This window comes from Stenotrophomonas sp. YJH_SMC_94-11, assembly GCF_059370435.1.
Genome location: NZ_JCAFTR010000011.1, coordinates 29,149 through 52,800, shown reverse-complemented (window position 1 = coordinate 52,800; position 23,652 = coordinate 29,149). Strand labels below are relative to the sequence as shown.

26 protein-coding genes are annotated in these 23,652 nt (G+C 68.0%); 16 read left to right on the top strand and 10 right to left on the bottom strand.

Annotation, left to right across the window (positions count from 1 at the left end; genetic code table 11):
- The first annotated feature begins 10 nt into the window (after window positions 1–10).
- The gene (locus AC5P74_RS17625; RefSeq protein WP_053498955.1) at window positions 11–463 is read left to right on the top strand and encodes a DUF4442 domain-containing protein; all 453 of its coding nucleotides are present in this window, start codon (window positions 11–13) and stop codon (window positions 461–463) included.
- Window positions 464–600: 137 nt separating this feature from the next.
- Here AC5P74_RS17625 and AC5P74_RS17620 read toward each other — a convergent pair whose 3' ends face one another.
- Window positions 601–1,917 (bottom strand): hypothetical protein, encoded by a 1,317-nt coding sequence (locus AC5P74_RS17620; RefSeq protein ID WP_495205011.1) that lies wholly within the window; start codon window positions 1,915–1,917, stop codon window positions 601–603.
- A 76-nt stretch (window positions 1,918–1,993) separates the two neighbouring features.
- On the opposite strand from AC5P74_RS17620, the gene AC5P74_RS17615 reads away from it, so the two are divergent.
- From AC5P74_RS17615 to rnfB, 9 genes are all read left to right on the top strand, one after another.
- On the top strand, window positions 1,994–2,677 hold the full coding sequence (locus tag AC5P74_RS17615; protein ID WP_005418129.1) for a DUF502 domain-containing protein: 684 nt from the start codon (window positions 1,994–1,996) through the stop codon (window positions 2,675–2,677).
- Window positions 2,674–3,462 carry a queuosine precursor transporter gene (locus tag AC5P74_RS17610; RefSeq protein ID WP_065185485.1) on the top strand — a complete coding sequence of 263 codons (789 nt, stop codon included), beginning with the start codon at window positions 2,674–2,676 and terminating at the stop codon, window positions 3,460–3,462. The genes AC5P74_RS17615 and AC5P74_RS17610 overlap by 4 nt, the downstream gene beginning before the upstream one ends.
- Before the next feature lie 94 nt (window positions 3,463–3,556).
- The gene (locus tag AC5P74_RS17605) at window positions 3,557–5,497 is read left to right on the top strand and encodes a DUF885 domain-containing protein (RefSeq protein WP_495205010.1); all 1,941 of its coding nucleotides are present in this window, start codon (window positions 3,557–3,559) and stop codon (window positions 5,495–5,497) included.
- A gap of 16 nt (window positions 5,498–5,513) precedes the next feature.
- Window positions 5,514–6,584 carry a serine hydrolase domain-containing protein gene (locus AC5P74_RS17600; RefSeq protein ID WP_053498963.1) on the top strand — a complete coding sequence of 357 codons (1,071 nt, stop codon included), beginning with the start codon at window positions 5,514–5,516 and terminating at the stop codon, window positions 6,582–6,584.
- The gene (gene gloA2, locus AC5P74_RS17595; RefSeq protein ID WP_053498965.1) at window positions 6,581–6,985 is read left to right on the top strand and encodes an SMU1112c/YaeR family gloxylase I-like metalloprotein; all 405 of its coding nucleotides are present in this window, start codon (window positions 6,581–6,583) and stop codon (window positions 6,983–6,985) included. Before AC5P74_RS17600 ends, gloA2 begins: the two co-directional genes overlap by 4 nt.
- Window positions 6,986–7,461: 476 nt before the next feature.
- Entirely contained in the window at window positions 7,462–7,905 is a 444-nt protein-coding gene (locus AC5P74_RS17590; RefSeq protein WP_065179246.1) for a DUF2147 domain-containing protein, read from the top strand.
- 99 nt (window positions 7,906–8,004) lie between these two features.
- Window positions 8,005–10,083: a methionine--tRNA ligase gene (gene metG / locus AC5P74_RS17585; protein ID WP_329843652.1), complete on the top strand. Its 2,079-nt coding sequence runs from the start codon at window positions 8,005–8,007 to the stop codon at window positions 10,081–10,083.
- 78 nt (window positions 10,084–10,161) lie between these two features.
- The gene (locus AC5P74_RS17580; protein ID WP_005418147.1) at window positions 10,162–10,752 is read left to right on the top strand and encodes an HAD family hydrolase; all 591 of its coding nucleotides are present in this window, start codon (window positions 10,162–10,164) and stop codon (window positions 10,750–10,752) included.
- Window positions 10,753–10,776: 24 nt separating this feature from the next.
- The gene (gene rnfB, locus AC5P74_RS17575) at window positions 10,777–11,190 is read left to right on the top strand and encodes an Rnf electron transport complex subunit RnfB (protein WP_005418154.1); all 414 of its coding nucleotides are present in this window, start codon (window positions 10,777–10,779) and stop codon (window positions 11,188–11,190) included.
- 50 nt (window positions 11,191–11,240) lie between these two features.
- On the opposite strand, the gene AC5P74_RS17570 is transcribed toward rnfB, so the two are convergent.
- Complete coding sequence (locus AC5P74_RS17570; protein WP_005418155.1) at window positions 11,241–11,588, bottom strand: RidA family protein; 348 nt, start codon at window positions 11,586–11,588, stop codon at window positions 11,241–11,243.
- A gap of 193 nt (window positions 11,589–11,781) precedes the next feature.
- Here AC5P74_RS17570 and mprF point away from each other — a divergent pair, with 193 nt between their 5' ends.
- Window positions 11,782–14,346, top strand: coding sequence for a bifunctional lysylphosphatidylglycerol flippase/synthetase MprF (mprF, locus tag AC5P74_RS17565; RefSeq protein WP_495205009.1), 2,565 nt, complete (start codon window positions 11,782–11,784; stop codon window positions 14,344–14,346).
- 82 nt (window positions 14,347–14,428) lie between these two features.
- Here mprF and AC5P74_RS17560 read toward each other — a convergent pair whose 3' ends face one another.
- The 4 genes from AC5P74_RS17560 to AC5P74_RS17545 form a co-directional block, all read right to left on the bottom strand.
- Window positions 14,429–15,775, bottom strand: coding sequence for a virulence factor family protein (locus tag AC5P74_RS17560; protein WP_346607742.1), 1,347 nt, complete (start codon window positions 15,773–15,775; stop codon window positions 14,429–14,431).
- Between the two features lie 78 nt (window positions 15,776–15,853).
- On the bottom strand, window positions 15,854–16,471 hold the full coding sequence (locus AC5P74_RS17555; protein ID WP_005418159.1) for a DUF998 domain-containing protein: 618 nt from the start codon (window positions 16,469–16,471) through the stop codon (window positions 15,854–15,856).
- Window positions 16,468–16,641 carry an oxidoreductase-like domain-containing protein gene (locus tag AC5P74_RS17550; protein WP_049415754.1) on the bottom strand — a complete coding sequence of 58 codons (174 nt, stop codon included), beginning with the start codon at window positions 16,639–16,641 and terminating at the stop codon, window positions 16,468–16,470. The genes AC5P74_RS17555 and AC5P74_RS17550 overlap by 4 nt, the downstream gene beginning before the upstream one ends.
- A gap of 49 nt (window positions 16,642–16,690) precedes the next feature.
- The gene (locus AC5P74_RS17545; protein ID WP_329843649.1) at window positions 16,691–17,293 is read right to left on the bottom strand and encodes an HD domain-containing protein; all 603 of its coding nucleotides are present in this window, start codon (window positions 17,291–17,293) and stop codon (window positions 16,691–16,693) included.
- A 229-nt stretch (window positions 17,294–17,522) separates the two neighbouring features.
- On the opposite strand from AC5P74_RS17545, the gene AC5P74_RS17540 reads away from it, so the two are divergent.
- Window positions 17,523–18,674 carry a transglutaminase-like domain-containing protein gene (locus AC5P74_RS17540; RefSeq protein ID WP_065179251.1) on the top strand — a complete coding sequence of 384 codons (1,152 nt, stop codon included), beginning with the start codon at window positions 17,523–17,525 and terminating at the stop codon, window positions 18,672–18,674.
- Between the two features lie 7 nt (window positions 18,675–18,681).
- On the opposite strand, the gene AC5P74_RS17535 is transcribed toward AC5P74_RS17540, so the two are convergent.
- On the bottom strand, window positions 18,682–19,017 hold the full coding sequence (locus AC5P74_RS17535; protein ID WP_010482882.1) for a zinc ribbon domain-containing protein YjdM: 336 nt from the start codon (window positions 19,015–19,017) through the stop codon (window positions 18,682–18,684).
- A gap of 179 nt (window positions 19,018–19,196) precedes the next feature.
- Between AC5P74_RS17535 and AC5P74_RS17530 the strand changes: the two genes are divergently transcribed.
- The 3 genes from AC5P74_RS17530 (at window position 19,197) to AC5P74_RS17520 (ending at window position 21,275) form a co-directional block, all read left to right on the top strand.
- Window positions 19,197–20,558 (top strand): Hsp70 family protein, encoded by a 1,362-nt coding sequence (locus tag AC5P74_RS17530; RefSeq protein ID WP_495205008.1) that lies wholly within the window; start codon window positions 19,197–19,199, stop codon window positions 20,556–20,558.
- Between the two features lie 229 nt (window positions 20,559–20,787).
- A complete protein-coding gene (locus tag AC5P74_RS17525; RefSeq protein ID WP_080104338.1) occupies window positions 20,788–21,081 on the top strand; it encodes a YkgJ family cysteine cluster protein in 294 nt (97 codons plus the stop codon).
- Window positions 21,082–21,092: 11 nt separating this feature from the next.
- Window positions 21,093–21,275: a hypothetical protein gene (locus AC5P74_RS17520; RefSeq protein ID WP_005410566.1), complete on the top strand. Its 183-nt coding sequence runs from the start codon at window positions 21,093–21,095 to the stop codon at window positions 21,273–21,275.
- A 49-nt stretch (window positions 21,276–21,324) separates the two neighbouring features.
- On the opposite strand, the gene AC5P74_RS17515 is transcribed toward AC5P74_RS17520, so the two are convergent.
- Genes AC5P74_RS17515 through AC5P74_RS17505 form a run of 3 tightly spaced genes read right to left on the bottom strand, consistent with a single transcriptional unit; the run spans window position 21,325 to window position 23,326 of the window.
- On the bottom strand, window positions 21,325–22,206 hold the full coding sequence (locus tag AC5P74_RS17515) for a DUF4097 family beta strand repeat-containing protein (protein WP_053499406.1): 882 nt from the start codon (window positions 22,204–22,206) through the stop codon (window positions 21,325–21,327).
- Window positions 22,207–22,217: 11 nt separating this feature from the next.
- On the bottom strand, window positions 22,218–22,751 hold the full coding sequence (locus tag AC5P74_RS17510; RefSeq protein ID WP_495205007.1) for a hypothetical protein: 534 nt from the start codon (window positions 22,749–22,751) through the stop codon (window positions 22,218–22,220).
- On the bottom strand, window positions 22,748–23,326 hold the full coding sequence (locus AC5P74_RS17505) for an RNA polymerase sigma factor (RefSeq protein WP_346607739.1): 579 nt from the start codon (window positions 23,324–23,326) through the stop codon (window positions 22,748–22,750). The genes AC5P74_RS17510 and AC5P74_RS17505 overlap by 4 nt, the downstream gene beginning before the upstream one ends.
- 126 nt (window positions 23,327–23,452) lie before the next feature.
- On the opposite strand from AC5P74_RS17505, the gene AC5P74_RS17500 reads away from it, so the two are divergent.
- Window positions 23,453–23,632: a hypothetical protein gene (locus tag AC5P74_RS17500; RefSeq protein ID WP_206620988.1), complete on the top strand. Its 180-nt coding sequence runs from the start codon at window positions 23,453–23,455 to the stop codon at window positions 23,630–23,632.
- Window positions 23,633–23,652: the final 20 nt, after the last annotated feature.

Below are 23,652 nucleotides of genomic sequence, written 5' to 3'. Positions count from 1 at the left end.
CCGGACCCGCATGAACGCCCGCCTGTTCCGCTTCGGCATCAACCTGTGGCCGCCGTTCCTGTTCACCGGCATCCATGTCACCCGCATCACGCCCGATTACCGGCAGATCGACGTCGAGCTGCGGCTGCGGCCGTGGAACCGCAACTACGTCGGCACGCATTTCGGCGGCAGCCTGTTCGCGATGACCGACCCGTTCTGGATGCTGGGCCTGCTGCACATCCTCGGCCGTGACTACTACGTGTGGGACCGGGCCGGTGCGATCGATTTCCTCAAGCCTGGCCGGGGCACGGTGTGCACCTCGTTCCGCATCGACGATGCGCTGCTGGCCGAACTGCGTGCCGAAGCAGCGGGCGGCGAGAAGGTGCTGCGCTGGTTCAGCAACGACGTCGTCGACGAAAGCGGCGAGGTGGTCGCCCAGGTGCGCAAGCAGGTCTATCTGCGGTTGAAGCCACACGCGCGCTGATCCGGCGCGGGCGCTGTACTCTGCTGCCCTGCCAGGGAGGCTCCGATGCGCGCGTATGCGCGTATGCCTGTGCGGTGCGACGCGGAGCGAAGGCAGCCGCGAGGATGACGAGGACAGCGCGCACTGGCCACCGTTGCTCAGTCGCGCGCGGCGGCGGGCGGGGCGTCCCCCGCCACCATCGGTACCGACAACCATGGGCTCTCGTCGGTGCTGCGCGGCGCTGAGCGCCGCGCTACCTGCAGGCGGCGGCCATCGGCCGACAACTGCGGTGCCCGCACCTGCGAGCGGAACTGGGCAGGCAAGCGCTTCAGCGCAACCACAGGGTCCTCGGCCTGCTGTCGCAGCCAGCGTTGCGCACCGATCAGCCGCACCATCGCGGCGGCATCCTGGGGCCGTGACGAATAGGCGGGATAGGCCGGGCCCGCGATATCGGCCAGCACGCACCCCATGATGTTCGACAGGCAGCCGAAGTCATGCTGCGGCGGTGCCGGTACCGGCAGCGGACGATCCCCCTCCAGCGCGGTCATCGCCGCCGCACCACAGGCCCAGCCCAGGTTGCCCGCCGCACGCGCCAGGGTGCTGCTGCGATCGAGTACCAGCACACCACCGAACTCCTGCGCCGAGGTTTCGATCGCAGCCCTGCTCATCGCATACTCACCCTGCATCGCACGGCACAGGCTCTGTTCGGCGGCCAGCATCGGCTTCATCGCCTGCTCGCATTCCGCTGGCAGCGGTTGGTCGGCCGGCAGTTCGACCAGCATGTCGGCCAGCAGCTGGGCATTGGCCTGCACCAGGCTGGCACCGATGATGCTCTCCACCAGGTAGCTGCCGCCCGTCACCAGCCGGCGGCCGAGCTGCAGCCCCCGGCAACTGCCACGCAGCGCACCGTCGATATCACCCTGCACATACGCCAGCGCGCGTGCGCTGGTGGCGTCGATCACCAAACCATAGGCCGGCATCGGCACCAGGATGCCTTCCCCTTTTGGCCGGAACGGCGACACGAAGTGATCCGCATCGGCCAGCTGGTCCAGGCGCGCATGCAGCTGCTGGTGGCCAGCGTGGGCATCGACGAAGCGCTGCGGGTCCGCACGTACCTGGCCGAGGCAGTCACTGGCGGTCGGTCCGCAGCTGGCCGAAGGCCGTGAATGCAGCTCGACGTGGTCTTCTGCCAGCTGCGGACGGGCGCCGCCATTGCCGCGCGGATCCGCCTCCCAGCGCTGTACATCCCGGGCCAACGCCTGATCGCGCTGGTCCGGGTCGAGATCGTCGAACGCGAGTGTCCACAGCAGCGCAAAGCCGTTGCGGCCATCAGCGGGCAGGCGGGCCTGCAACCGCTGCTGGGCCTGCAGCCGTGATTCCGGCACCGGCCACATGCGCGAGGCGCACCACACCACGATGGCCAGCACCAGCAGTCCTGCCAGGGCCCAGCCCAGTCCGCGCAGAATCTTCAACACAGCTTCCCTTCCATGCATCGTTGCCGCAGTCGATCCCCCAGCGTAATCGACCGGCCGTGGCCGCTACAATGCGCGCATGTCGCTCGAAGCCCCCGCCCTGGTCCCCCGCCCCTCCCTGCAGCGCCTGTTCCTGACCGGCCTGCTGACCCTGCTGCCGATCTGGCTGACCTGGGTCGTGGTCAAGTTCGTGTTCGTGCTGCTTTCGGGCATTTCCAGCCCATTGGTGGTGCCGCTTTCCGAGCAGATCGCGACAAGCTTCCCGCATTACCTCGGCTGGGTCCGTGCCGAGTGGATCCAGAACACCATCGCCCTGCTGGCCACCCTGCTGGTGATCCTGGCGGTGGGCGTGGCCAGCCGCCGTGTGCTCGGCCAGCGCCTGCTGCGCTGGGTCGGCGCGGTGATCAAGCGCATTCCGTTGGCCAGCATCATCTACGACAGCGCCAAGAAGCTGCTGGACATGTTGCAGACCGAACCGGGCAGCACCCAGCGCGTGGTGCTGATCGACTTCCCGCACCGCGACATGAAGTCGGTCGGGCTGGTCACCCGCGTGATCAAGGAGCACGGTACCGACCGTGAACTGGCCGCGGTGTACGTGCCAACCACACCGAACCCGACCTCGGGTTACCTGGAGATCGTGCCGGTGGAGCTGCTGACCCCGACCGACTGGACCGTCGACCAGGCCATGAGCTTCATCATTTCCGGCGGTGCCGTCGCACCGTCCAGCGTTCCGTTCACGCGCGCAGGCGAACGCAGCGAATGACAACCGCGGCGCCGATCGAGCGCCCGCTGCAGGACCGCGCGGTCCTGCTGTTCATCGTGCTGGCCGCGTTCTTCTGCGGCAACGCCGTGCTGGCCGAACTGATCGGGGTGAAGATCTTCGCGCTGGAAGACACCCTCGGCATCGATCCGCTGAACTGGAACCTGTTTGGCCAGACCGGCTCGCTCAGCTTCACCGCCGGTACCCTGCTGTGGCCGGTGGTGTTCATCATGACCGACACGATCAACGAGTTTTTCGGCAAGCGCGGCGTGCGCTTCATCTCGTGGTTGGCCGTGGTGCTGATCGCCTATGGCTTCCTGTTCGCCTTCGCAGCGATCTCGCTGGCTCCGGCCAGCTGGTGGGTCACCTCGATGGACGGCCACGGCGTGCCGGACTACCAGGCGGCATTCGCCGCGGTGTTCGGCCAGGGCATGTGGACCATCGCCGGTTCGCTGGTGGCCTTCCTGCTCGGCCAGCTGATCGACGTGGCCGTGTTCCATCGCATCCGCCAGGCCACCGGCGAGCGCCACGTGTGGCTGCGTGCGACCGGATCCACCGCGATCTCCCAGGTGGTGGACAGCTTCGTGGTGATCTGGATCGCCTTCGTGCTCGGCCCACAGCACTGGCCGACGTCGCTGTTCCTGGCCGTCAGCAGCGTCAACTACATCTACAAGATGGGCTTTGCGATCGCATTGATCCCGTTGCTGTACCTGATGCGGCGCGCGATCACCCGCTACCTGGGCGCCGACAGGGCCGCCGCCCTGCGCGCCGCGGCCGCGGCTGACTGAAGCCCCAGCGGCAAAAAGCTGACTGCGCCTTCACGCTGGCCGTACGCGGCCGGATCGTGCAAGCTCCACGGTCTGTGTTCCACGGAAGCTCCTGATGCCGCATCCCACCCGCGCCCTGGCCGCCGCCATTGCCGCGTTGTTCCTGTTCAGTGCCATGCCGTCGGCCGAAGCAGCGAAGAAAAAGGCCAGCCGCCCTGCCGCTGCGCAGACCCGCCAGGCTGCCAAGCCCAAGGCCAGGCCCGCCCGCGCCACCGCGCCGGCGCGTGGCAGCTCGGCGCGCCGCGCCGCGCCCCGCCCGGTCGCCCCGGCCCGGGCCGTACCCAAGCAGGTGCAGCTGGAGCGCCTGTACGACGAATACTGGGATGCCTCGATGCGGTTGAATCCGCTGCAGGCGACCTTCCAAGGCGAGGCCCGCTACAACGACCAGCTGCCCAACATCCTGTCCGCCGCCTGGCGCCAGCAGTCGCACGACTTCACCACGCAATGGCTGGGCAAGGTCGAGAAGCTCGGCAGTGACGGCCTGCAGGGCCAGGACCTGCTCAGCTACGAGATCTTCGTGCGCGACGCGCGCGCATCGCTGGCCGCCGAGCGCTACCCGAGCTGGATGATGCCGATCAGCCAGTACTACAACATCGGCAGCATCATGGCGATCCTCGGCTCCGGTGCGGGCGCGCAGCCATTCAACACCGTGCAGGACTACGACACCTGGTCACGCCGTTCGCTGGGCATTCCCGAGCTGTTCGACCAGGCCATCGACAACATGCGCCAGGGCATGAAGGCCGGCGTGGTGCAACCACGCGACCTGATGGAAAAAGTGCTGCCGCAGCTGGATGCGGTGATCAAGCCGACCGCCGAGGAGAGCATTTTCTGGTCGCCGATCCGCACCATGGCGAACACCATCCCGGCTGAGGACAAGGCGCGCATCAGTGCCGAATACAAGCGCATGATCGAGCTGCGCATCATGCCGGCCTACCGCGCCCTGCGCGGCTTCATCGCCACCGAATACCTGCCGGCCACACGCACCAGCAGCGGCCTGGGCGCATTGCCCGATGGCCAGGCCTGGTACGCCAACCTGATCGTGCAGACCACCGCCAGCGACCAGACCGCCGCACAACTGCATGCGCTGGGCGAACAGCGCGTGCAGGAACTGCAGGCGCAGATCGCCACGGTGATGAAGGATGCCAAGCTGCGCGGCTCTCCCACCAAGCTGCTGCGCAGCATGCGCAACGACCGCCAGTTCCAGTACGGCGACGCCAACACGCTGATCAACCGCTACCGCCAGGTGCAGCAGCAGGTCAGCGCACGCCTGCCGCAGGTGCTGGATACCTTGCCGAAGGCACCGCTGGAGGTCCGTGCGGTGGAGCCGGAGCGCGCACTGACCGCCGCCGCTGCCGCCTATCAGCCGTCGGCGGCCGGGCAACCGGGCGTGCTGTACATCAACACCCGCGACCTGCCCAGCCGCAAGCGCTGGAACGTGCCGGTGCAGTACCTGCACGAAGGGATCCCGGGCCACCACGTGCAGCTGGGCCTGCAGCAGGAGCTGGCCAAGCTGCCACGCTTCCGCCGCCTCGGTGGCGATCTCGCCTTCGTCGAAGGCTGGGGCCTGTACGCCGAAACGCTGGGCGAGGACCTGGGCATCTACACCGATCCCTACGACCGCATCGGCTACCTGTACTCGCGCCTGCTGCGCGCCGCCCGCGTGGTAGCCGATACCGGCGTGAACGCCCAGGGCTGGAGCAAGCAGCAGGCTGTCACCTACCTGCAGAAGACCGTGGACATGAGCAGCGACGACGCCAGTGCCGAAGTCGAGCGGATCATGGCCCAGCCCGGCCAGGCACTGTCGAACGTCGCCGGCCTGACCACCATCGTTGCCCTGCGCGACAAGGCCAAGGCGCGCCAGGGCGCCGCCTTCGACCTGCGCCGCTTCCACGCCGAACTGCTGAAGGACGGCTCGATGCCGCTGGACGTGCTTGACCGTAAGATGGAACGCTGGATGGTGCAGCCGGCCAGCACTACGCCCACGCCTTCACCTTGACCCCTCCGGAGCCGTCATGCGCCCTGCCGTCGCCCTGTTCGCCGTCGTGCTGGGCCTGCTGCCTTCAACGGGTATCGCCGCACCGGTGCTGAAACCACCGGATGCGGGCATCGACGGGCTGATGCAGGCCTACGACGGCCAGGTACCCGGCGCTGCAGTCCTGGTGCTGCACGACGGGCAAGCGGTGTTCCGCCGTGGCTACGGCCTGGCGGTGGTGGAGGACGGCACCGCCGTCACCCCGGCCAGCAACTTCCGGCTGGCCTCGGTCAGCAAGCAGTTCACCGCTGCGGCGGTGCTGCTGCTGGTGGAGGATGGCCGGCTTGGGCTGGATCAACCTGCCCGGCAGTGGCTGCCCGAACTGCCCCCGGCTGCCGCGGCTATCACGATCCGCCAGCTGCTCTCGCACACCGGCGGCCTGCTCGACTACGAAGACCTGATGGATCCGGCTGACACTCGGCAGGTGCATGACGCCGATGTGCTGACCCTGCTGTCGCGCCAGGACCGGCTGAACTTCGCGCCGGGCACGCAGTACCACTACAGCAACAGCGGCTATGCGCTGCTGGCACTGATCGTCGGCCGCGCCTCCGGCCTGGATTTCGCAGCCTTCCTGCAACAGCGCATCTTCCGCCCGCTAGGCATGGCCCACACCGTGGCCCATCAGGACGGCATCGATACCATCGCCGCACGCGCCTATGGCTACAGCTGGATCGATGGCCGCTGGCAGCGCACCGACCAGAGCGCCACCAGTGCCGTGCTCGGCGATGGCGGGATCTACTCCTCGCTGGACGACCTCGCCCGCTGGGATGCGGCGCTGTACGACGACCGCCTGCTGTCGAAGGCCTCGCGCCGCGCGATGTTCAGCCCGGCCACATCGACATCCGAACCGGATGTGCCGCACTACGGCTTCGGATGGCGCCTGAACGGCCCGGTGCAATGGCACAGTGGCGAAAGCATCGGCTTTCGAAACGTGATCGTGCGATACCCGGAAAAGCACTTGACCGTGATCGTGCTGACCAATCGCAACGATCCCGAACCGTACCCGCTGGCGCAGAAGATCGCCCAGCGCTGGCTGGACACCCTGCAATGAACACCGGTTCCGACGCCCTGCTGGGCATCCACCACGCGGCACTGATCTGCAGCGATTATGCGTGTTCAAAAGACTTCTACGTCCGTATCCTCGGCCTGCGCGTACTGGCCGAGAACCACCGCGCCGCGCGAGACTCCTGGAAGCTGGATCTGGCCCTGCCCGACGGCAGCCAGCTGGAACTGTTCTCGTTCCCCTCGCCACCGCCCCGCCCCAGCCGCCCGGAGGCCCAGGGCCTGCGCCACCTCGCGTTCCGGGTCGCTGCGCTGGAGCCGTTCATAGAACGCCTGGCCAGCCACGGCGTGGACTGCGAACCGATCCGCGTGGACGAATACACCGGCCGCCGCTTCACCTTCTTCGCCGACCCGGATGGCCTGCCGCTGGAGCTGTACGAAGTCGGTTGACGTTCCTGGGGGTCAGATCCCTTTTCCGACGGAAAAGGGGTCTGACCCCATCGCCGCCACCGGAAACGTCATCCACGCATGGCATGGATCTGTGTCGACCAAGGTCGACACCTACCCACAGCCGCAGAAATCTGTCAGAGGTGGGGCGGTGTGGGTGGGCAGGACCGTTGGCGCCATGGATGGCGCCATCGAGCCCCCATGGATGGGTTTACGGCGTGTCCTGCCCACCCACACCGCCCCGCCATCCCACGGAATCCCGCCGCTGCCGTTGCGGTTGCCGTTGCGGTTGCCGTTGCGGTTGCCGTTGCGGTTGCCGTTGCCGTTGCCGTTGCCGTTGAGGTTGCCGGCCAGCGGCCGGCACTACCGCAGGTGCAGGGCGCAACCCTGCAACGCCCCCCCCTTCCCCATACTCCGCCGAATGGGTATACAGTCGACCCATGCCGGCACCGTGCCGGAATGAACCCTGGGAGGGGACCATGCGCAAGACCTTCAAGACCCTGCTGCTGGCATTGCCGATGTGCCTGGCCGCACTCTCGGCGCAGGCCGCCGACGGCGCCGCCGGCCGCTGGAAGACCATCGACGACAAGACCGGCAAGGTGAAGTCGATCGTCGAGATCACCCAGGCCCCCAACGGCACGCTGACCGGCAAGGTGGTCGACATCCTGCACTCGGACAAGGGCCCGAACCCGGTCTGTGACGGCTGTGAAGGCGCCAACAGGAACAAGCCGGTGAAGGGCATGACCATCCTCTGGAACCTGAAGGCCGACGGCGCCAACAAGTGGTCCGGCGGCACCATCCTCGACCCGGCCAACGGCAAGACCTACAAGTCGAAGATGGAACTGCAGCCCGGCGGCACCCGGCTGGACGTGTCCGGCTGCATCGCCTTCATCTGCCGCGCGCAGACCTGGCAGCGCGAATAAGCGCCCCGCACCTCCGTCAACCCGTGACCCGGCCCCGGCCGGGTCACGTCGTTGCGGGCATGCGATAATCTGCGGTTCCCCTCGGATCCACCCGCGACCATGACCCGTACCGCGCTCGTCACCACCGCCCTGCCCTACGCCAACGGCCCGCTGCACCTGGGCCACCTGGTCGGCTACATCCAGGCTGACATCTGGGTACGTGCGCGGCGAATGAGCGGCGGCAGGACCTGGTTCGTCTGCGCCGATGACACCCACGGCACACCGATCATGCTGGCCGCGGAAAAGGCCGGGGTCACCCCGGAAACCTTCATCGCCAACATCCAGGCCAGCCACGAACGTGACTTCGCCGCCTTCGGCGTGGCCTTCGACCACTACGACTCGACCAATTCGGCGGCCAACAAGGCGTTGACCGAGCAGTTCTACCTGAAGCTGGAAGCGGCCGGCCACATCAGCCGCCGTTCGGTCGCGCAGTTCTACGACCCGGCCAAGGGCATGTTCCTGCCCGACCGCTACGTCAAGGGCATCTGTCCGAACTGCGGCAGTCCCGATCAGTACGGCGACAACTGCGAAGTCTGCGGCGCGACCTACGCACCGACCGACCTGAAGGAACCGCGTTCGGTCATCTCCGGTGCCACGCCGGAAATGCGCGATTCGGAGCACTTCTTCTTCGAGGTGGGCCACTTCGATGCGTTCCTGCGCGAATGGCTGGCCGGCGATGTCGCCCTGCCGGGCGTGAAGGCCAAGCTGGGTGAATGGCTCAATGCCGAAGGTGGCCTGCGCGCGTGGGACATCTCGCGTGATGCGCCGTACTTCGGCTTCCAGATTCCCGGCCAGCCGGGCAAGTACTTCTATGTCTGGCTGGATGCACCGATCGGCTACCTGTCCAGCTTCCAGACCCTGTGCGGCAGGATCGGTGAGGACTTCGAAGCGCACCTGCGTGCCGGCACCGCCACCGAACTGCACCACTTCATCGGCAAGGACATCGTCAACTTCCATGGCCTGTTCTGGCCGGCGGTACTGCACGGAACCGGCCACCGCGCGCCGACCCGCCTGCACGTCAACGGCTACCTGACCGTGGACGGCGCCAAGATGAGCAAGTCGCGCGGCACCTTCGTGATGGCCCGTACCTTCCTCGATGCCGGCCTGGAGCCGGAAGCGCTGCGCTACTACTACGCCGCCAAGTCCGGCGGTGGCGTCGACGATCTCGACCTGAACCTGGGCGACTTCATCGCCCGCGTCAACGCCGACCTGGTCGGCAAGTTCGTCAACCTGGCCAGCCGCTGCGCCGGCTTCATCAGCAAGCGCTTCGACGGCCAGCTGGCCGCGCAGCTGCCCGATGCGGCGCAATACCAGCGCTTCGTCGATGGCCTGGCGCCGATCCGTGAAGCCTACGAGCGCAATGACCCGGCCGCAGCGATCCGCCTGACCATGACCCTGGCTGACGAAGCCAACCGCTACATCGACGACGTCAAGCCGTGGGTCATCGCCAAGCAGGAAGGTGCCGACGCACAGCTGCAGGCCGTGTGCAGCCAGGGCCTGAACCTGTTCCGCGTGCTGGTCACCGCCCTGAAGCCGGTGCTGCCGGCCACCGCCGCGCAGGCCGAGGCCTTCCTGGCCGCGCCGGTGAACGACTGGACCGAGCTGGCGCAACCGCTGCTGGGACACCGCATCACCGAGTACACCCCGCTGTTCACCCGTATTGACCCGAAGAAGATTGACGCCATGATCGACGCCTCCAAGGACACCCTGCAGCCGGCGGCTGCCGCTGCCCCCGCTGCCAAGCCGGCCGCCCCGTCCCCGGCCCCGGCCCCGGCCAAGGACGAAGCAAAGAGCGCCGACGCCCCGGCCTACATCGGCATCGACGATTTCGCCAAGCTCGACCTGCGCATCGGCAAGGTGCTGGTCTGCGAGTTCGTGGAAGGTTCGGACAAGCTGCTGCGCTTCGAACTGGACGCCGGCGAGCTGGGCAAGCGCCAGATCTTCTCCGGCATCCGTGGCAGCTACGGCGAACCGGAGAAGCTGGTGGGCCGCAGCGTGGTGTTCATCGCCAACCTGGCCCCGCGCAAGATGCGCTTCGGCCTGAGCGAAGGCATGATCCTGTCGGCCGGCTTCGACGGTGGCGCACTGGCGCTGCTGGACGCCGACAGCGGCGCGCAGCCGGGCATGCCGGTTCGCTGATGCCTGCAGCGGGCGTGGTTACGGCCACGCCCGCCGGCAGCTCCGGCCCCGGGAGGCAACGCGATGGGAAGCAACGCAATGGAACTGGCGCTGTTCGACTTCGACCACACCGTGACCACCTGCGATACCTATGGCCGCTTCCTGCGCCGCGTGGCCACCGCCGAACAGCTGGCACAGGCATGGTGGAAAGTCGGGCCGTGGCTGGCCGCGTACAGGTTGAAGCTGATCTCGGCCGAACGCATCCGTGCACGCGTCACCCGCCTGACCTTCAGTGACCGCCACAGCGATGACATCGCCACGCTGGCCGCAGGCTTCTCGCGCGAGTTCCTGCCCGACGTGGTGCGCCCGGAAATGCTGGAGCAGATCCGTTGGCACAAGGAACAGCAGCACACCGTCGTGATCGTGTCCGGCTCGCTGGACCTGTACCTGCGGCCGTGGTGCGAGCAGCTGGGCCTGCAGCTGATATGCAACCGGCTGGAAAGCCAGGACGGCCGCCTGACCGGCCGTTACGCTGGTGGCGACTGCGGCCCGCGCAAGGTCGAGCACATCCGCCGCCAGTTCGATCTGTCGCGCTACGTGCGCATCCATGCCTACGGTGACAGTTCCGAAGACAAGCCGATGCTGGCGCTGGCCCACGAGCGCTGGTTCCGCGGCAAGCCCCTGAAATAACCCAACGCGCAGCCTTCGCCACGCATGAGCCTGATCCCGCCCCTGACCGAACGCCTCGACCGCCTGCTGCCGCAGACCCAATGCGGGCAATGCGGCTATGACGGCTGCCGCCCGTATGCGCAGGCAATGGCACGTGGCGAGGCCGGTGTGGACCGCTGCCCGCCGGGTGGCGACGCCGGTGCACGGGCGCTGGCACAGGTGCTCGGCGTACCGGCGATTCCGTTCGATCGTTCGCGCGGCGAGCACAAGGCGGCCCAGGTGGCGTTGATCGTCGAAGCCGACTGCATCGGCTGCACCAAGTGCATCCAGGCCTGCCCGGTGGACGCCATCGTCGGCGGCGCCAAATACATGCACACGGTCATTGCCGACCTGTGCACCGGCTGCGAGCTGTGCATCCCCCCGTGCCCGGTGGATTGCATCGAGCTGGTGCGCCTGTAACAGGGGTCAGATCCCTTTCCGCAGGAAAGGGATCTGACCCCATCCCGCAGTTACGGCACCGCTGCCGTCACCACGATCTCGACCTTCCACTCGGCGTGGGCGAGCTTGGCTTCGAAGGTTGCGCGGGCCGGGGTCGCGCCCTCGACCACCCACTCGTCCCACGCCTTGTTCATGCCGTCGAAGTCGGCGATGTCGGCCAGGAACACTTCCGCACGCAGCACGTGCTGGCGATCACTGGCGACCAGCGCCAGCAGCTTGTCGATCTCCGCCAGCACCTGCCGGGTCTGGCCGGTGATGTCCTGGCTGGTGTCTTCCGGAATCTGGCCGGAGAGGTAGGCGACCTTGTTGTACACGGTCATTTCGGACATGCGCGGTCCGACGTCGTAACGCTCCATCATGGGCGTGGCTCCTGCGGGTGATCAGGCCCGCATTGTCCTCCAATCCGGTCAACGGTGGGTGCACGGGTCCCCCGCGCGACGCGTCACTACCGGGCTCCGACACATCTGCTGGTCAAATGGCGGCGACAGGCGCACGATGCGCCACGCCCCGCGTTGACACCGCACTCGCCCCTCCTGACGCACCCTTGCGCCGATGACCGCAGCCACCAACCCCGCCGCCGCTTCCTCCACCCCGGCATGGAAGCGGGTCCTCACCATTGCCGTTCCCCTGCTGATCCTCTCGCTGGCCCTGCATGGCCTGGCCAGTGAATTCGATGAGCACGGCTACCGCGCCATCCGCCAGGCGTTCCGCCAGCTCAGTGGCCTGCAGATCACGCTCACCGTGATGCTCGGCCTGGCCAGCTACGCCTGCCTGATCGGCTTCGATGCCATCGGCCTGCGCCGCAGCGGCATCCGCGTGCATCCGGCACGCATCGGCATTACCGCCTTCCTTGCGCATACGCTGGGCCAGACGGTGGGCTTTGCCGCGTTGACCGGTGGCGCAGTGCGCCTGCGTGGCTACCGCGGCGCCGGCCTGGACCTGGCGCAGATCGGCCAGGTGGTGCTGATGAGCACGCTCGGTTTCGTGTTCGGTGCGTGGCTGTTGATCAGCGTGGCGCTCTGCATGGAACCGGCGGCAACGGCGTTGGCATTGCCACTGAATCCCGATGCCGTGCGCATCGTCGGCATCATCGCCCTGCTCGCCTATCTGGGTACCGTGCTGCTGGTCGGCCGCGATGGACGGCAGTTCAGCGTGTTCGGCCATGCGTTGTGGCTACCCGACCGCCGCACCATGCTCGGCGTCACCGTGCTCAGCGTGATCGAGCTGGTGCTGGCCAGCGCCGCGTTCTATGTGCTGCTGCCGGACTCGACGCCCACCGGCCTGCCCGGCTTCGTCGGCCTGTACCTCGTCGCGGTACTGGCCGGCCTGGTCTCGACCGTGCCGGCCGGCCTGGGCGTGTTCGAATGGAGCCTGTTGAAGCTGTTGCCCCAGGTGGCACCGGCGGCGGTGCTGGCGGCCGCGTTGATCTACCGCGTGACCTATTACGTACTACCGCTGGTGCTGGCCACGTTGCTCGCCCTTGCGCCCGCGCTGCGCCAGCCGCTGCAGGCCAGTGCCGGGGCAACCCGCGCCGGCTGGAACGCACTGCGCCCATGGTTGCCGCAGATCATCGCGCTGGCGGTGTTCAGCATCGGCGCCGCGCTGGTCATCGACGGCACGCTGCCCACGCCACGCCGGCACCTGGTGAATGCCTCGCTGCCGATCCTGGAAACCTCGCACCTGATCGGCAGCCTCAGTGGTGTCGCGCTGCTGCTGATCGGGCAGGGCCTGGCCCGTCGCAGCCACGCGGCGTGGATGCTGGCGATGGCGGTGTGCGTGGTCACCCCGCTGCCGCTGTGGCTGCGCGGTGGCCAACCGTTGATCGCCGTCTCGGCGGTGCTGGTGGCGATGGCGCTGTGGGCTGCGCGCCGCGAGTTCTACCGCCAGGGTGCGCTGCTGGATGAAGCCTGGTCGTGGCCGTGGCTGCGCAACCTGGGGCTGGTGCTGGTGGCGGTGACCTGGCTGCTGTTCTTCACCTACAGCCATGTCGAATACCAGAACGAGCTGTGGTGGCAGTTCGCGGTCTCCGGCAACGCACCGCGCGCGTTGCGCGCGTTGCTGGTGGTGGCCATCGCGCTGGTGATGTTCGGCCTGGCGCGGCTGCTGCACAGCACGCGTAGCCCGCTGCCCGCCGCCGATGAAGCGACGCTGCAATCGCTGGCGCCGGTCCTGGCCGGTGCCACCGACACCCAGGCCTGCCTGGTGCTGACCGCGGACAAGGCAGTGCTGCGCGATGAAGCGAAACTCGGCTTCGTGATGATGCAGCGCTATGGGGGTTCGCTGATCGCGATGGGCGACCCGGTCGGCCCGCCGGACGTCGCCCGCGCATTGATCTGGCGCTTCCGCGAGGAAGCCGACCGCCTCGGCCTGCGCCCCGTCTTCTACCAGGTCGGCGAGACTTACTGGCAGACCTATCTCGACCTTGGCCTGGGGCTGGTCAAGCTGGGCGAAGAAGCGATGGTGCCGCTGCATGATTTCGGCCTGGAAGGGCGCGAGCGCGCCGACCTGCGCCAGGCCTGGAACCGGGGCAAGCGGGGTGGCCTGTCCTTCCGCGTGGCGCCCGTGGAGGAAATTCCCAGCCTGCTGCCGCGCCTGCACGCGATCTCCAACGCATGGCTGGAAGACAAGGCCGGCGACGAAAAGGGCTTCTCGCTCGGCAGCTACGACCCGGATTACCTGGTGCGCTTCCCGGTGGCGCTGGTCGAGGCCGAAGGCCAGATCGTGGCCTTCGCCAACCTGTGGCAGGCACCGGCCGGCGCCGAGCTGTCGGTGGACCTGATGCGCCACGTCAGCGAAGCACCGAAGGGCACGATGGACTTCCTCTTCATCGAGCTGTTCCTGTGGGGCCGCGCACAGGGCTATGCACGTTTCTCGCTGGGCATGGCGCCGCTTTCCGGGCTGGCACAGCATCGTCTGGCTGGCCGCTGGAACCGGCTGGCCGGCCTGCTGGCGCGGCATGGCGAACGTTTCTACGGGTTCAGTGGCCTGCGCCGCTTCAAGTCGAAGTTCGATCCGCAGTGGCGGCCGCGCTATCTCGCTGCGCCCGGCGGCATGCACCTGCCGGCGGCGCTGCTGGACGCCACGCGCCTGATCTCTCTGGACCCGCGGCGCAACTGAGGACGCGATCCGCCGGGCATGGCCCGGCGCTACCGCGGCTCGTCCTGGTGGGTGCGAACCGTTGGTTCGCACGCTCTCCGGTTCACGCCCCGCCCTTGAGGATCACCTCGGCCAGCCGATCATAGTCACCGCCGAAATGGTGGTCGCCCGGCAGCTTCACCCGCTTCACGCCGTCATTGGCCGGCAGGTCCGGGCACAGTGCGTCCTCGTCCTTGTCGCCATATACGCACAGGGTTCTTTCCGCCGGCAGCCTGGCCACTTCCGGAGCGATCGGCAGGCCATCGCCGCCGCCGCCCAGCCAGTTGCTGACATGGAATTCGAAGTCGGCCTTCCTGCCTACCGACAGCAGCACGATGCGGTCCAGCGCCTCTCGGGTACCCGCGTCGAGCTGGTTGATGGTGGCCGGCAGCACGTCGGCACCCTGCGAGAAACCGATCAGCATCACCTTGTCGCGGTGCCACTGCTGGCGGTAGTGGTCGATGATCTTCTGCAGGTCAGCGGCGAAGCCCTTCGGCGTGCGCTCGCTCCAGAAGTAGCGCAACGAGTCGATGCCGACCACGGCCACGCCGTGCTCGTTGAGCGACGACGCCACGTCCTTGTCCAGGCCGGCCCAGCCACCATCGCCGGAAACGAATACCGCCAGCGTATCGCCGCTACCGGTCGCCGGTACTTCCACCACCGGCAGGCCTTTCAGCGCGGCCGGCGGCGGTGCCAGACTGACCCCGGCCTGCGCGCCGATCACCCGCGCCGCGGCCACCAGACCGGGTGAGGCATCACCGCGCGCGGTTCGCTTGAATTCGCGTGCCATGGCGACCTGCTGAACGAACCGACTGGCCTCGCCCACCTTGCAGCCGTGATCGCCAGCGGCACTCAACCACGGAAAATTCAGTTCGGCGGGCTGCAGCGTGTTGTGCTTCACACCATCGCCGCAGACCATGCGCTCATGGTTGTGGTCCGGGCAGAAGCCGGTGGTCAGCAGGCCGGCAAACACCTGGGTGTCGGCCTGCGCTGCGAGCGAATAGGCCATCTCGGCACCCTCGCCGTCACCGCCGACCAGCGGCAGGTGGTAGCCGGGCAGATGCAGGGACGCCTGCAGCCAGCGCGAGAAGTTCTCGACGTCACCGGCGCCGAACGAGCAGGTCGGATCACCCTCGCGCTTGAGCACCCCGCGCAGGTGCGCGATGTCCACAGCGGCAACGATGGCGCCGTCGGCACGCAGGGCTTCGACCGGCAGGCGGCTGGTGTCACCCCCTGGGGTGGGCGCGTGGAACCAGATCACCACCCGCTGCGGCGTGCCGGCCGGCATGTGCACCGGAATCTGCTCGAACCGCCCGTGGCTGAACTGCTGCACGTTGGCCGCCGCCATTGCCGGCAGCGTCGCCAGCGCCAGAACCACACCCATTGCCCTGCCCAGCCCTGCACGCTTCATATCGCATCCCCGATGGAATGCGCACACGATACGCCGCCACCGCGTGCACGGCACGTACCGGTGCAGGCCGTTGGCGATTCAGTCGGCCGTGGTACGCCGACTGCGCCGGTACAGTGCCAGCGCCAGGTACAGCAGCCAGCCTACGATCACCACGATCACGACCTTCTGGCCCAGCCCGCGCGGCGGACCGGCGCGCCACAACACGTGCAGCCACAACAGTACGAACGCCAGCCAGGCCCAGCCCCAGAGCAGGCTCGCGGCGGACTGCCAACCCGGTTCGCGGCGCAGGTACCAGGCCTGCAGCAGCATGCCGACGCTGGCACACAGGAACGCCGTGTTGGCCGCCAGCCCATGGATGAACGGTGCCAGCAGCGGCGTCGCTTCCGGCAGCCAGCTGTCACCGATGGCGACCGTGGCCAGGCCCAGTGCCGAGACCGTGAACAGCAGCGGCGCCGCCGCGCTGCGCCGCGGGCCGACGCTGCCCCGGTAGAGGCTGATGCCGAGCAGGGCGATCGCCAATGCCAGCAGGCAGTAGGCCGCGCGCAACGCCAGCCCCCACGGCCCGTGCAGATAGAGGCTGAGCGTGGCCCGCACCCAGTCCAGATCGGTGCGTGCGAACTGGGTCCACAGCGCGGTGGCCACGAACAGCAGCAACGCCGCCAGCGCCAGCAGTGCCGCTGGGCGCGCGCGGCTCATGTGGACGCCTCCGGGTGCCGCGCCAGCCATTCGGCCAACGCCTTGCGATAGCGCTGCAGCTCGTCGGCATACAGGTCCAGCACACACAGCGGGCAACCGCTGCCGCAACATTCGTTCGGACCGGGCTCTTCCGGCGGCAGCGGACGGGGATCGGGATCAGGGACGGACACGGTTGGAAGCGGCAATCGGTGGAAACGGGCCCCAGTGTACCGGGCTGGTTCAGCGGCCCAGCTGCCGGCGCAGGTTGTCGCGCGCGGCAGAGTCGAGGCGCTGGTGGAAGAATTCGCTGAGGAAGATGCGCGGTGCACGCAGCAGGCCCTGCAGGAAACGGCGGCGGCCGGCGCGATACAGGAAGCCTGGCACCACGCCCTTGTACTCTTCGGCCACGCCGCAGTCATAGGCGCTGAACACCGGCTCCGGCGCGGCCAGGATCGCCATGTCGCAGTCCAGGAACAACGCGGCCTCGGCATCGACATCGTCCGGGGCGAGCTCGCCATGGCGGGCAGTCAGCAGGATCAGCTGCTCGACCCGGGCCGCGTCGACCATGGCAAGTTCCGGCGCCTGTGCGATCGCCTGCAGGGCCAGTTGCGCCGAACGCGCTTCGTTGTCCTTTCGCCCCGCCACATAGATCGCATCGTGGTAGAGCGCGGCCAGGTAGACCTCGGCCGGCTGCTGCCAGCCTGGACCGTCGGCAACCTCCTGGCAGTGCTGCAGCACCGCACGCACGTGGCCGAAGTGATGGTAGGCACGTGGTGGCGTTGCATAGCTGTCCTGCAGCGCCTGCCACTGCGCCGGAGCGAGCGTCAGCGGGGAGAAGTCCATGACCGGATCATCCCGCCTGCGCCGGTAGCGGGCAAGCCGGCCATTTTTTCACCACACCCTTACAACGCTCTCCGCACGGGGCCCCAACGCGGTTGTCCACAGCTTTGTCGAGCGCTGGTCCACACCGGCTGTGGATGAACGCGCGGACCGACCAGCGGTCACTGCAGGGGTGCGCGCACAGGTCTACACTCGCCTCAGGCGGGAGCGCCCGCCGCTGCCGGGAGCCGTCATGTACCGTCCTGCCGCCCGATCCGTTCTGCTCGCATTGGCCGCATTGGCGGCACCCTCCGCGATCGCACTGAACCCTGACGCGAGCGAAGCCCCTGCGGTCGCTGCCAGCACCACCGCGCCGACGATTCCAACACCGCAGCAGGTGTTCGCGATTCCACCGGCCATGCTCGATATGCTGCACACCCAGGTGACCCGTCGCAGCTATTCGCGCGAGCAGCGCCTGCAGGCGCTGGTGGAGATGATCTTCGACCGCCATGGCATGGACCTGCAGTACGACGCCGACGCGACCCTTACTGTCAGCGAGATCTGGCAGCAGCGACGCGCCAACTGCCTGGCCTTTACCCTGATGTTCGTGGCACTGGCACGCGAAGCCGGCATCCAGGCGCGCGTGCAGGAAGTTGGCCAGGTGGTGTCGTGGTACCAGGACCAGGCCCAGGGCCTGGTCTACAGCGTAGGCCACGTCAATGCCGGGGTCGGTTTTGCCGGCCGCTTCGCCACCGTCGATCTGGATCGCAATGTGCTGTACGACCGCCGCGGGCCGCTGCCGATCAGCCAGGCGCGGGCGTTGGCGCACTTCTACAACAATCGCGGTGCCGAACGCATGGCCAGCGGCGACCTGGCGGGCGCACGTACCTTCTTCGATACCGCGCTGGCGCAGGACGGCAGCTTCGCTGCCACCTGGAACAACCTGGGCGTGCTGGAAAACCGCACGGGCGATACCGCCGCTGCACGCCGGGCTCTGGAAAGGGCGCTGCGACTGGACGGCCGGCAGGATGCTGCACTCACCAACGCCAGCGCCCTCTACCGCAAGCTCGGCATGATTGCGCAGGCCCAGGCGCTGGAGCAGCGGTTGCAATCGGTGCAGCGCGAAGACCCGTTCGCGCAGTACATGCTCGGTGCCGAGGCCGAACGCGCCGGGCAACTGCAGCAGGCGATCCGCTATTACCGGCAGGCCGTGCGCCTGTACGACACCGCGCACCAGTTCCACTTCGGGCTGGCGCGGGTCTATTTCCTGGCGGGCCAGCTCAAGCACGCCGATCGTGAGCTGCTGCGTGCACAGGAACTGGGCGGGGCGCCGCAGCAGGCGCGCTACCAGGCCAAGCTGGACAGCCTGGCCCGCTGGCGCGCACAGCAGCAGGCCCGGCGCTGAAGGCCGGTCAGGCCTTCTTGAGGAAGCAGGTCTTCAGGACCAGGCCCTTGATCTTGTCCGAATTGCCTTCGATGTGCTCGGCATCGTCCTCGACCAGGCGGATGTTGCGGATCACGGTGCCCTGCTTGAGCGGGATCGAGGAGCCCTTCACCTTCAGGTCCTTGATCACGGTGACGGTGTCACCGGCCTGCAGGGTATTGCCGTTGCTGTCACGCACGACCAGGGTCGAACCGGCACTTTCCTCGGCGGTCCATTCGAAGCCGCAGTCGGCGCAGATCCACAGCGCGCCATCGGCGTAGGTGTTTTCCAGGGTGCACTGCGGGCAGGCAGGGGCAGAAGACATCAGCAAGTACCTCAAAGTGAATCAACAGCTGCCATTGTAACCGCCCGGCTCCCCCGGCATTTTCCGGGCAGTACGCCGCGACCTCCTTGACCCGGCCCGGAACAGGAAACCGCGGGACCTTGCAGTCAGCGGCGAACTGCAGCAGAGTGCGCGGCCCCTGATCGCCCCCGGAACTCCCCATGCGCCTCGGCATCGACTTCGGTACCAGCAACTCCGCCGCCGCCATCGTGCATGAAGGAAAACTGCTGCCGATCCGCTTCGGCGACGCCGAGCAGTTCCGTACCAGCGTGTACTTCCCCGGCGTGGTGCCCGACCCGGATGACTTCCAGCTCGATGACGGCCAGGAGCACCAGCTGCAGCAGATGATCGACAGCGCTGCGCGTGCGGCGCGCGCCGCCGGCCAGCAACGCACGCCGCAGGCGCTGCGCCGCGAAGCCCTGCGCGCGCTGCGCCGGGAATGGATGGAAGCCCGTGCCGGCAAGGAACGCAGTGCCAGCGACCTGCTGCAGAATGCGGTCTACGGTGACGAAGCGCTGGAAGCCTATTTCGAGGAACACGAAGGCAACCTGGTGCAGAGCCCGAAATCGATGCTCGGCTACAACCTGCACCCGCGCGCCAAGCAGACCATCACCGGCATCGCCGCGCACATCCTCGAACACATCCGCCTGGCCGCCAGCGCCCAGCTCGGCCAGCCGCTGAGAGCGGCCCTGCTTGGGCGTCCGGTGCAGTTCCGCAGCTCGATCGGTGCGGCCGGCAATGACCAGGCGCTGGACATCCTGCGCGAAGCCGCCAGCCAGGCCGGTTTCGACCAGATCGATTTCCTCGAGGAACCGGCCGCGGCGGCCATGCACTATCACGCCGAAAGCCGCGAACGGCACCAGGCCGTGATCGTCGACATCGGCGGCGGTACCACCGATATCGCCCACGCCGAAGTCGGCGGCGACGACGCCCCGCGCATCCACCGCGCCTGGGGCATCGCCCGCGGCGGTACCGACATCGACCTAGCGCTGAGCCTGTCCAGCTACATGCCGCTGTTCGGCCGCGGCATCACCCGCGTGCCCGCCCACCACTATGTGGAAGCGGCCACCGTGCAGGACATGACCCGTCAGCGCGACTTCCGCCAGCACAAGTATGACCATGTCGACAATCCGTGGGGCGCGCGCCTGCAGGCCCTGCAGGACACCGGCAATACCGCCCGCCTGTACCGCGACGTCGAGCGCGCCAAGATCGCCCTCAGCGCCGCCAGCGAACATCGCAGCACGCTGGACTACATCGCCCGCGACCTGCATGCCGACAGCAGCGCCGACGGCCTGGCCGCAGCCGCGCATGGTTATCTGGAGCAGCTCCGGGAGCTGCTGGCCCAGGTCCGCAGCGACATCGGCGGCGACCCGGACGCGGTGTTCCTGACCGGCGGCATGTCCCGCGCCGGGTATCTGCGCCAGGCCGTTGCGGAGGCCTTCCCGGGCGCCCGCATGGTCCACGGCGAGCCCTCGCTGGGCGTGGTCCAGGGCCTTGCTTTGGCGGCAGCAAGCCAGGATTAACAAAACGTTACGCGATCTAAGTTACTCTTGGTCGGCTAGAACCCTGCTGCACCTTCCACCGGCCACGCCGGTGTGTGTCCACGGTGCAGCCTGGCCCGCCCTGCGGGCCTAGCGGCCATGCCTTCCTGGCTCGTTCATGGTCCGCGTACCACCGGAGCCGCCATCGAGACCCGCTTTGGGCACCCGCCAGGCCCCTGAGGCCTTACAACCTGACGCAGCACATGCACCCATCGACTGCCGCCGTTGTGACGCGGTCTGTTGCCGGCTGCCCGTGTTGCTGCAGCCCGGCGACCACGTGCCCGGCCAGTTCCTGTCACGCGACACCCACGGCCGTGCCGTGATGGCGCGCAACGAGGAAGGCTGGTGTGCGGCGATCGATCCCTATCACCTGCGCTGCACGATCTATTCGCAGCGCCCGGCGATCTGCCGCCAGTTCTCGATGGGCGGCAGTGACTGCCGCCGTGAGCGGCAGGACTACCTGCGCCAGGCCGATGCCTGGGCGCTTTCCTCCCCTTCCACCTGACAGGAGCAACCATGCCCCGCAAGGCAAAGACCCCCGCGAAGGCCAGCAACAGCATCCGCAGCGAACGCAAGGGCGCGGCCGCCAGCACCGTGGTCAGCAGCGATTCGATCGCTTCGGACCTGGCAGCGTTCCGCAAGGCCGGTGGCAAGATCGAAGTCCTCGGCACCACCTGGGCGCTGAAGAAAGCCAGCTGACCCCGTACCGACCGCGGCGGCGCTGCCGCCGCGGCCTGCCGGATCGCGCTCAGCGATCCAGGCTTACCCGAACACTGCCCGAATGCGACTGGATGCGGATATCACCGTCGCCGCTGCCCAGCCGCGTATCAAGATGGCTGCCCGGGCCGTAGCGCGGCCGCTCCACCTGGCCGGCATCGCTGTTGATCGACCCGCTGAAGCTGTTCACCGACAGCTGCGCCGAAACCGCGCGTGGCAGGCGCAGGTTGACCGACGCACTCACCGATTCGACATTGATCCGGCCCCCCGGCGCCAGCCCGGCCGCCGACAGATCGATGCTGCCCGATACGGTTTCCACCGCCAACCGCTGCACCCGCCCGGCATCGACCTCGACCCGGCCGGATACCGTCTGTGCACCGATGTCACCGGACACGCCGCCACCGGCTTCGATCCGGCCGCTGACCGTGTTCACATCCAGCTTCGGGGTCTGCAGGCGCGCGCTGACACCGCCACTGACCGTATTGAGCTTGCTGTCGCCGCTGCGACCGGAGGCGCTCAGGCTGCCGCTGACCGTGTCGGCCTGCAGGCGACGCACATCGATGCCGCTGATGTCCTGGTTGGCACTGACCGTGCTCAGCAGCAGCTCTACCGAGCGCGGCACGTTCAGCACCAGCGTTGCGCCGCCGTTGTTGCTGCGACGCGGATATTCGATCTCCCAGCGGACGCGGTTGGCACTCTTTTCCTGGCGCAGCTGCAGGCCATCACTGAGCGTACCGGTGAGCTGCACGTCGTTGCGGTCCCAGCCACGCACGGTCACCTTGCCGGCCACGTTGCTCAGTTCGATGCGGCCGCCGGCGGCCAGGTTGTGGCGTTCGTCGATCCGGGTGTCAGCCAGGGCCACCGCGGGCAGCAGCAACAGCGCGGCGCAGCAGGTCATCAGGGTTCGTGTCATCGGGGGTCTCCTCAGGTCGTCAGGCCGGACTCGGCGGCATAGGCCGCCTGCCGGGTCAGTTCCAGCCGCAGCGCATAGGTGCGCTTGAGCTGGCCAAGCAGGTGAGGCGCACGTGGGTCCTGCGCCAGCGCGGCCTGGATCTGTGCCGCGCTTTCATCCAGTTCGTGCAGCGCCGGCTGCCATTCCGGTGCCCGGCCTGCGGGCAGCGCGGCCACCGCCTGCCGGTACTGCTCGGTCATCGCCGCAGCCTGCAACTGCAGGGTAGACGGCATCGGCGCATCCGGCTGCACGTGGCGCCATGGCGCCACCGCGTACAGCGCCAGGCTGGCCGCCAGGACAGCGCCGGCCGGCAACCACCCGCGACGCCGCGAACGCGCTGGCAGCACCACCACGTTGTCGGCCGGCACAGGCGCCGCCTGCGGCTCGCGCGGCGGCAGCTGCGCCGACAGGCGCGCCCAGCCATCGGCGGGAACATCTCGCTCGCTGGGCAACGCGCGCAGCCGGGCCAGCAGATCGTGATCGGAATCGTGTTCGTGTGTACTCATGTCATGTCTCCCAGCCGTGCGCGCAGCAGGCCGCGCGCACGATGCAGCTGTGCCTTTGAACTGCCGACGGCCATCTGCAGCTGCTCGGCGATTTCCTGGTGCTTCCAGCCTTCGATGTCGTGCAGTACCAGTACCGCACGCGCCCTCGGAGGCAGCGTCGCGAGTGCGCGCTCCAGGTCGCGCTCGGTACCGGCACAACGGTCGTGCACCGCCAGCTCCTGCAGGCCGCCGTCGACCTCCTCCAGACTGTCGTGGTCCTGCCCGGCGGCGCGCCCGCGCAGTTCCATCAGTGCAGCGTTGACGCCCAACCGGTGCAACCAGGTCGACAGGCTGCTTTCGAACCGGAACCCCGGCAGCGCCTTCCATGCCTGCAGGAACGCTTCCTGCAGGGCATCCTCGGCACGCGCCTGCTGGCCCCCGCACAGGCGCCACAGTGCGGCGAACACGCGCGGCGCATGGCGCCGGTACAGCAGTTCGTAGGCCGCAGTGTCACCGGCGGCGGCCGCCCGCACCAGGGCGGGCTCGTCGACAGGGGCGTGGGCGGCAGGCGGCGCTGGCATGGTGGTGTCGAGCATATCGCTTGGATGCGGCGACCCGGAAAAAGGTTTAGAGCCGATCGCCGATCAAGGCCATGCAACCTTTTCGACGATGGCTGCATCCATGGAAGGTCATTCGAGAAAACACCTCCAGGGAGTTCCGCCATGTCCAGCCCGTCCTGCGCCGCCCTGCTGGTAGTCGTCGCTTGCGTCGTGCTGCAGGCATCGGGCCTGTCCTTGCGGTTGTGCCCCGACAACGGCCGCGCCTGCCTGCAGCAGCATCGACAGGAGCTGGTCTGCCTGGCGTGGTCGCCGATGGTCGAAACCCCGGCACGCGCCGGGTAACATCGAGGCCGTTCCCGCCA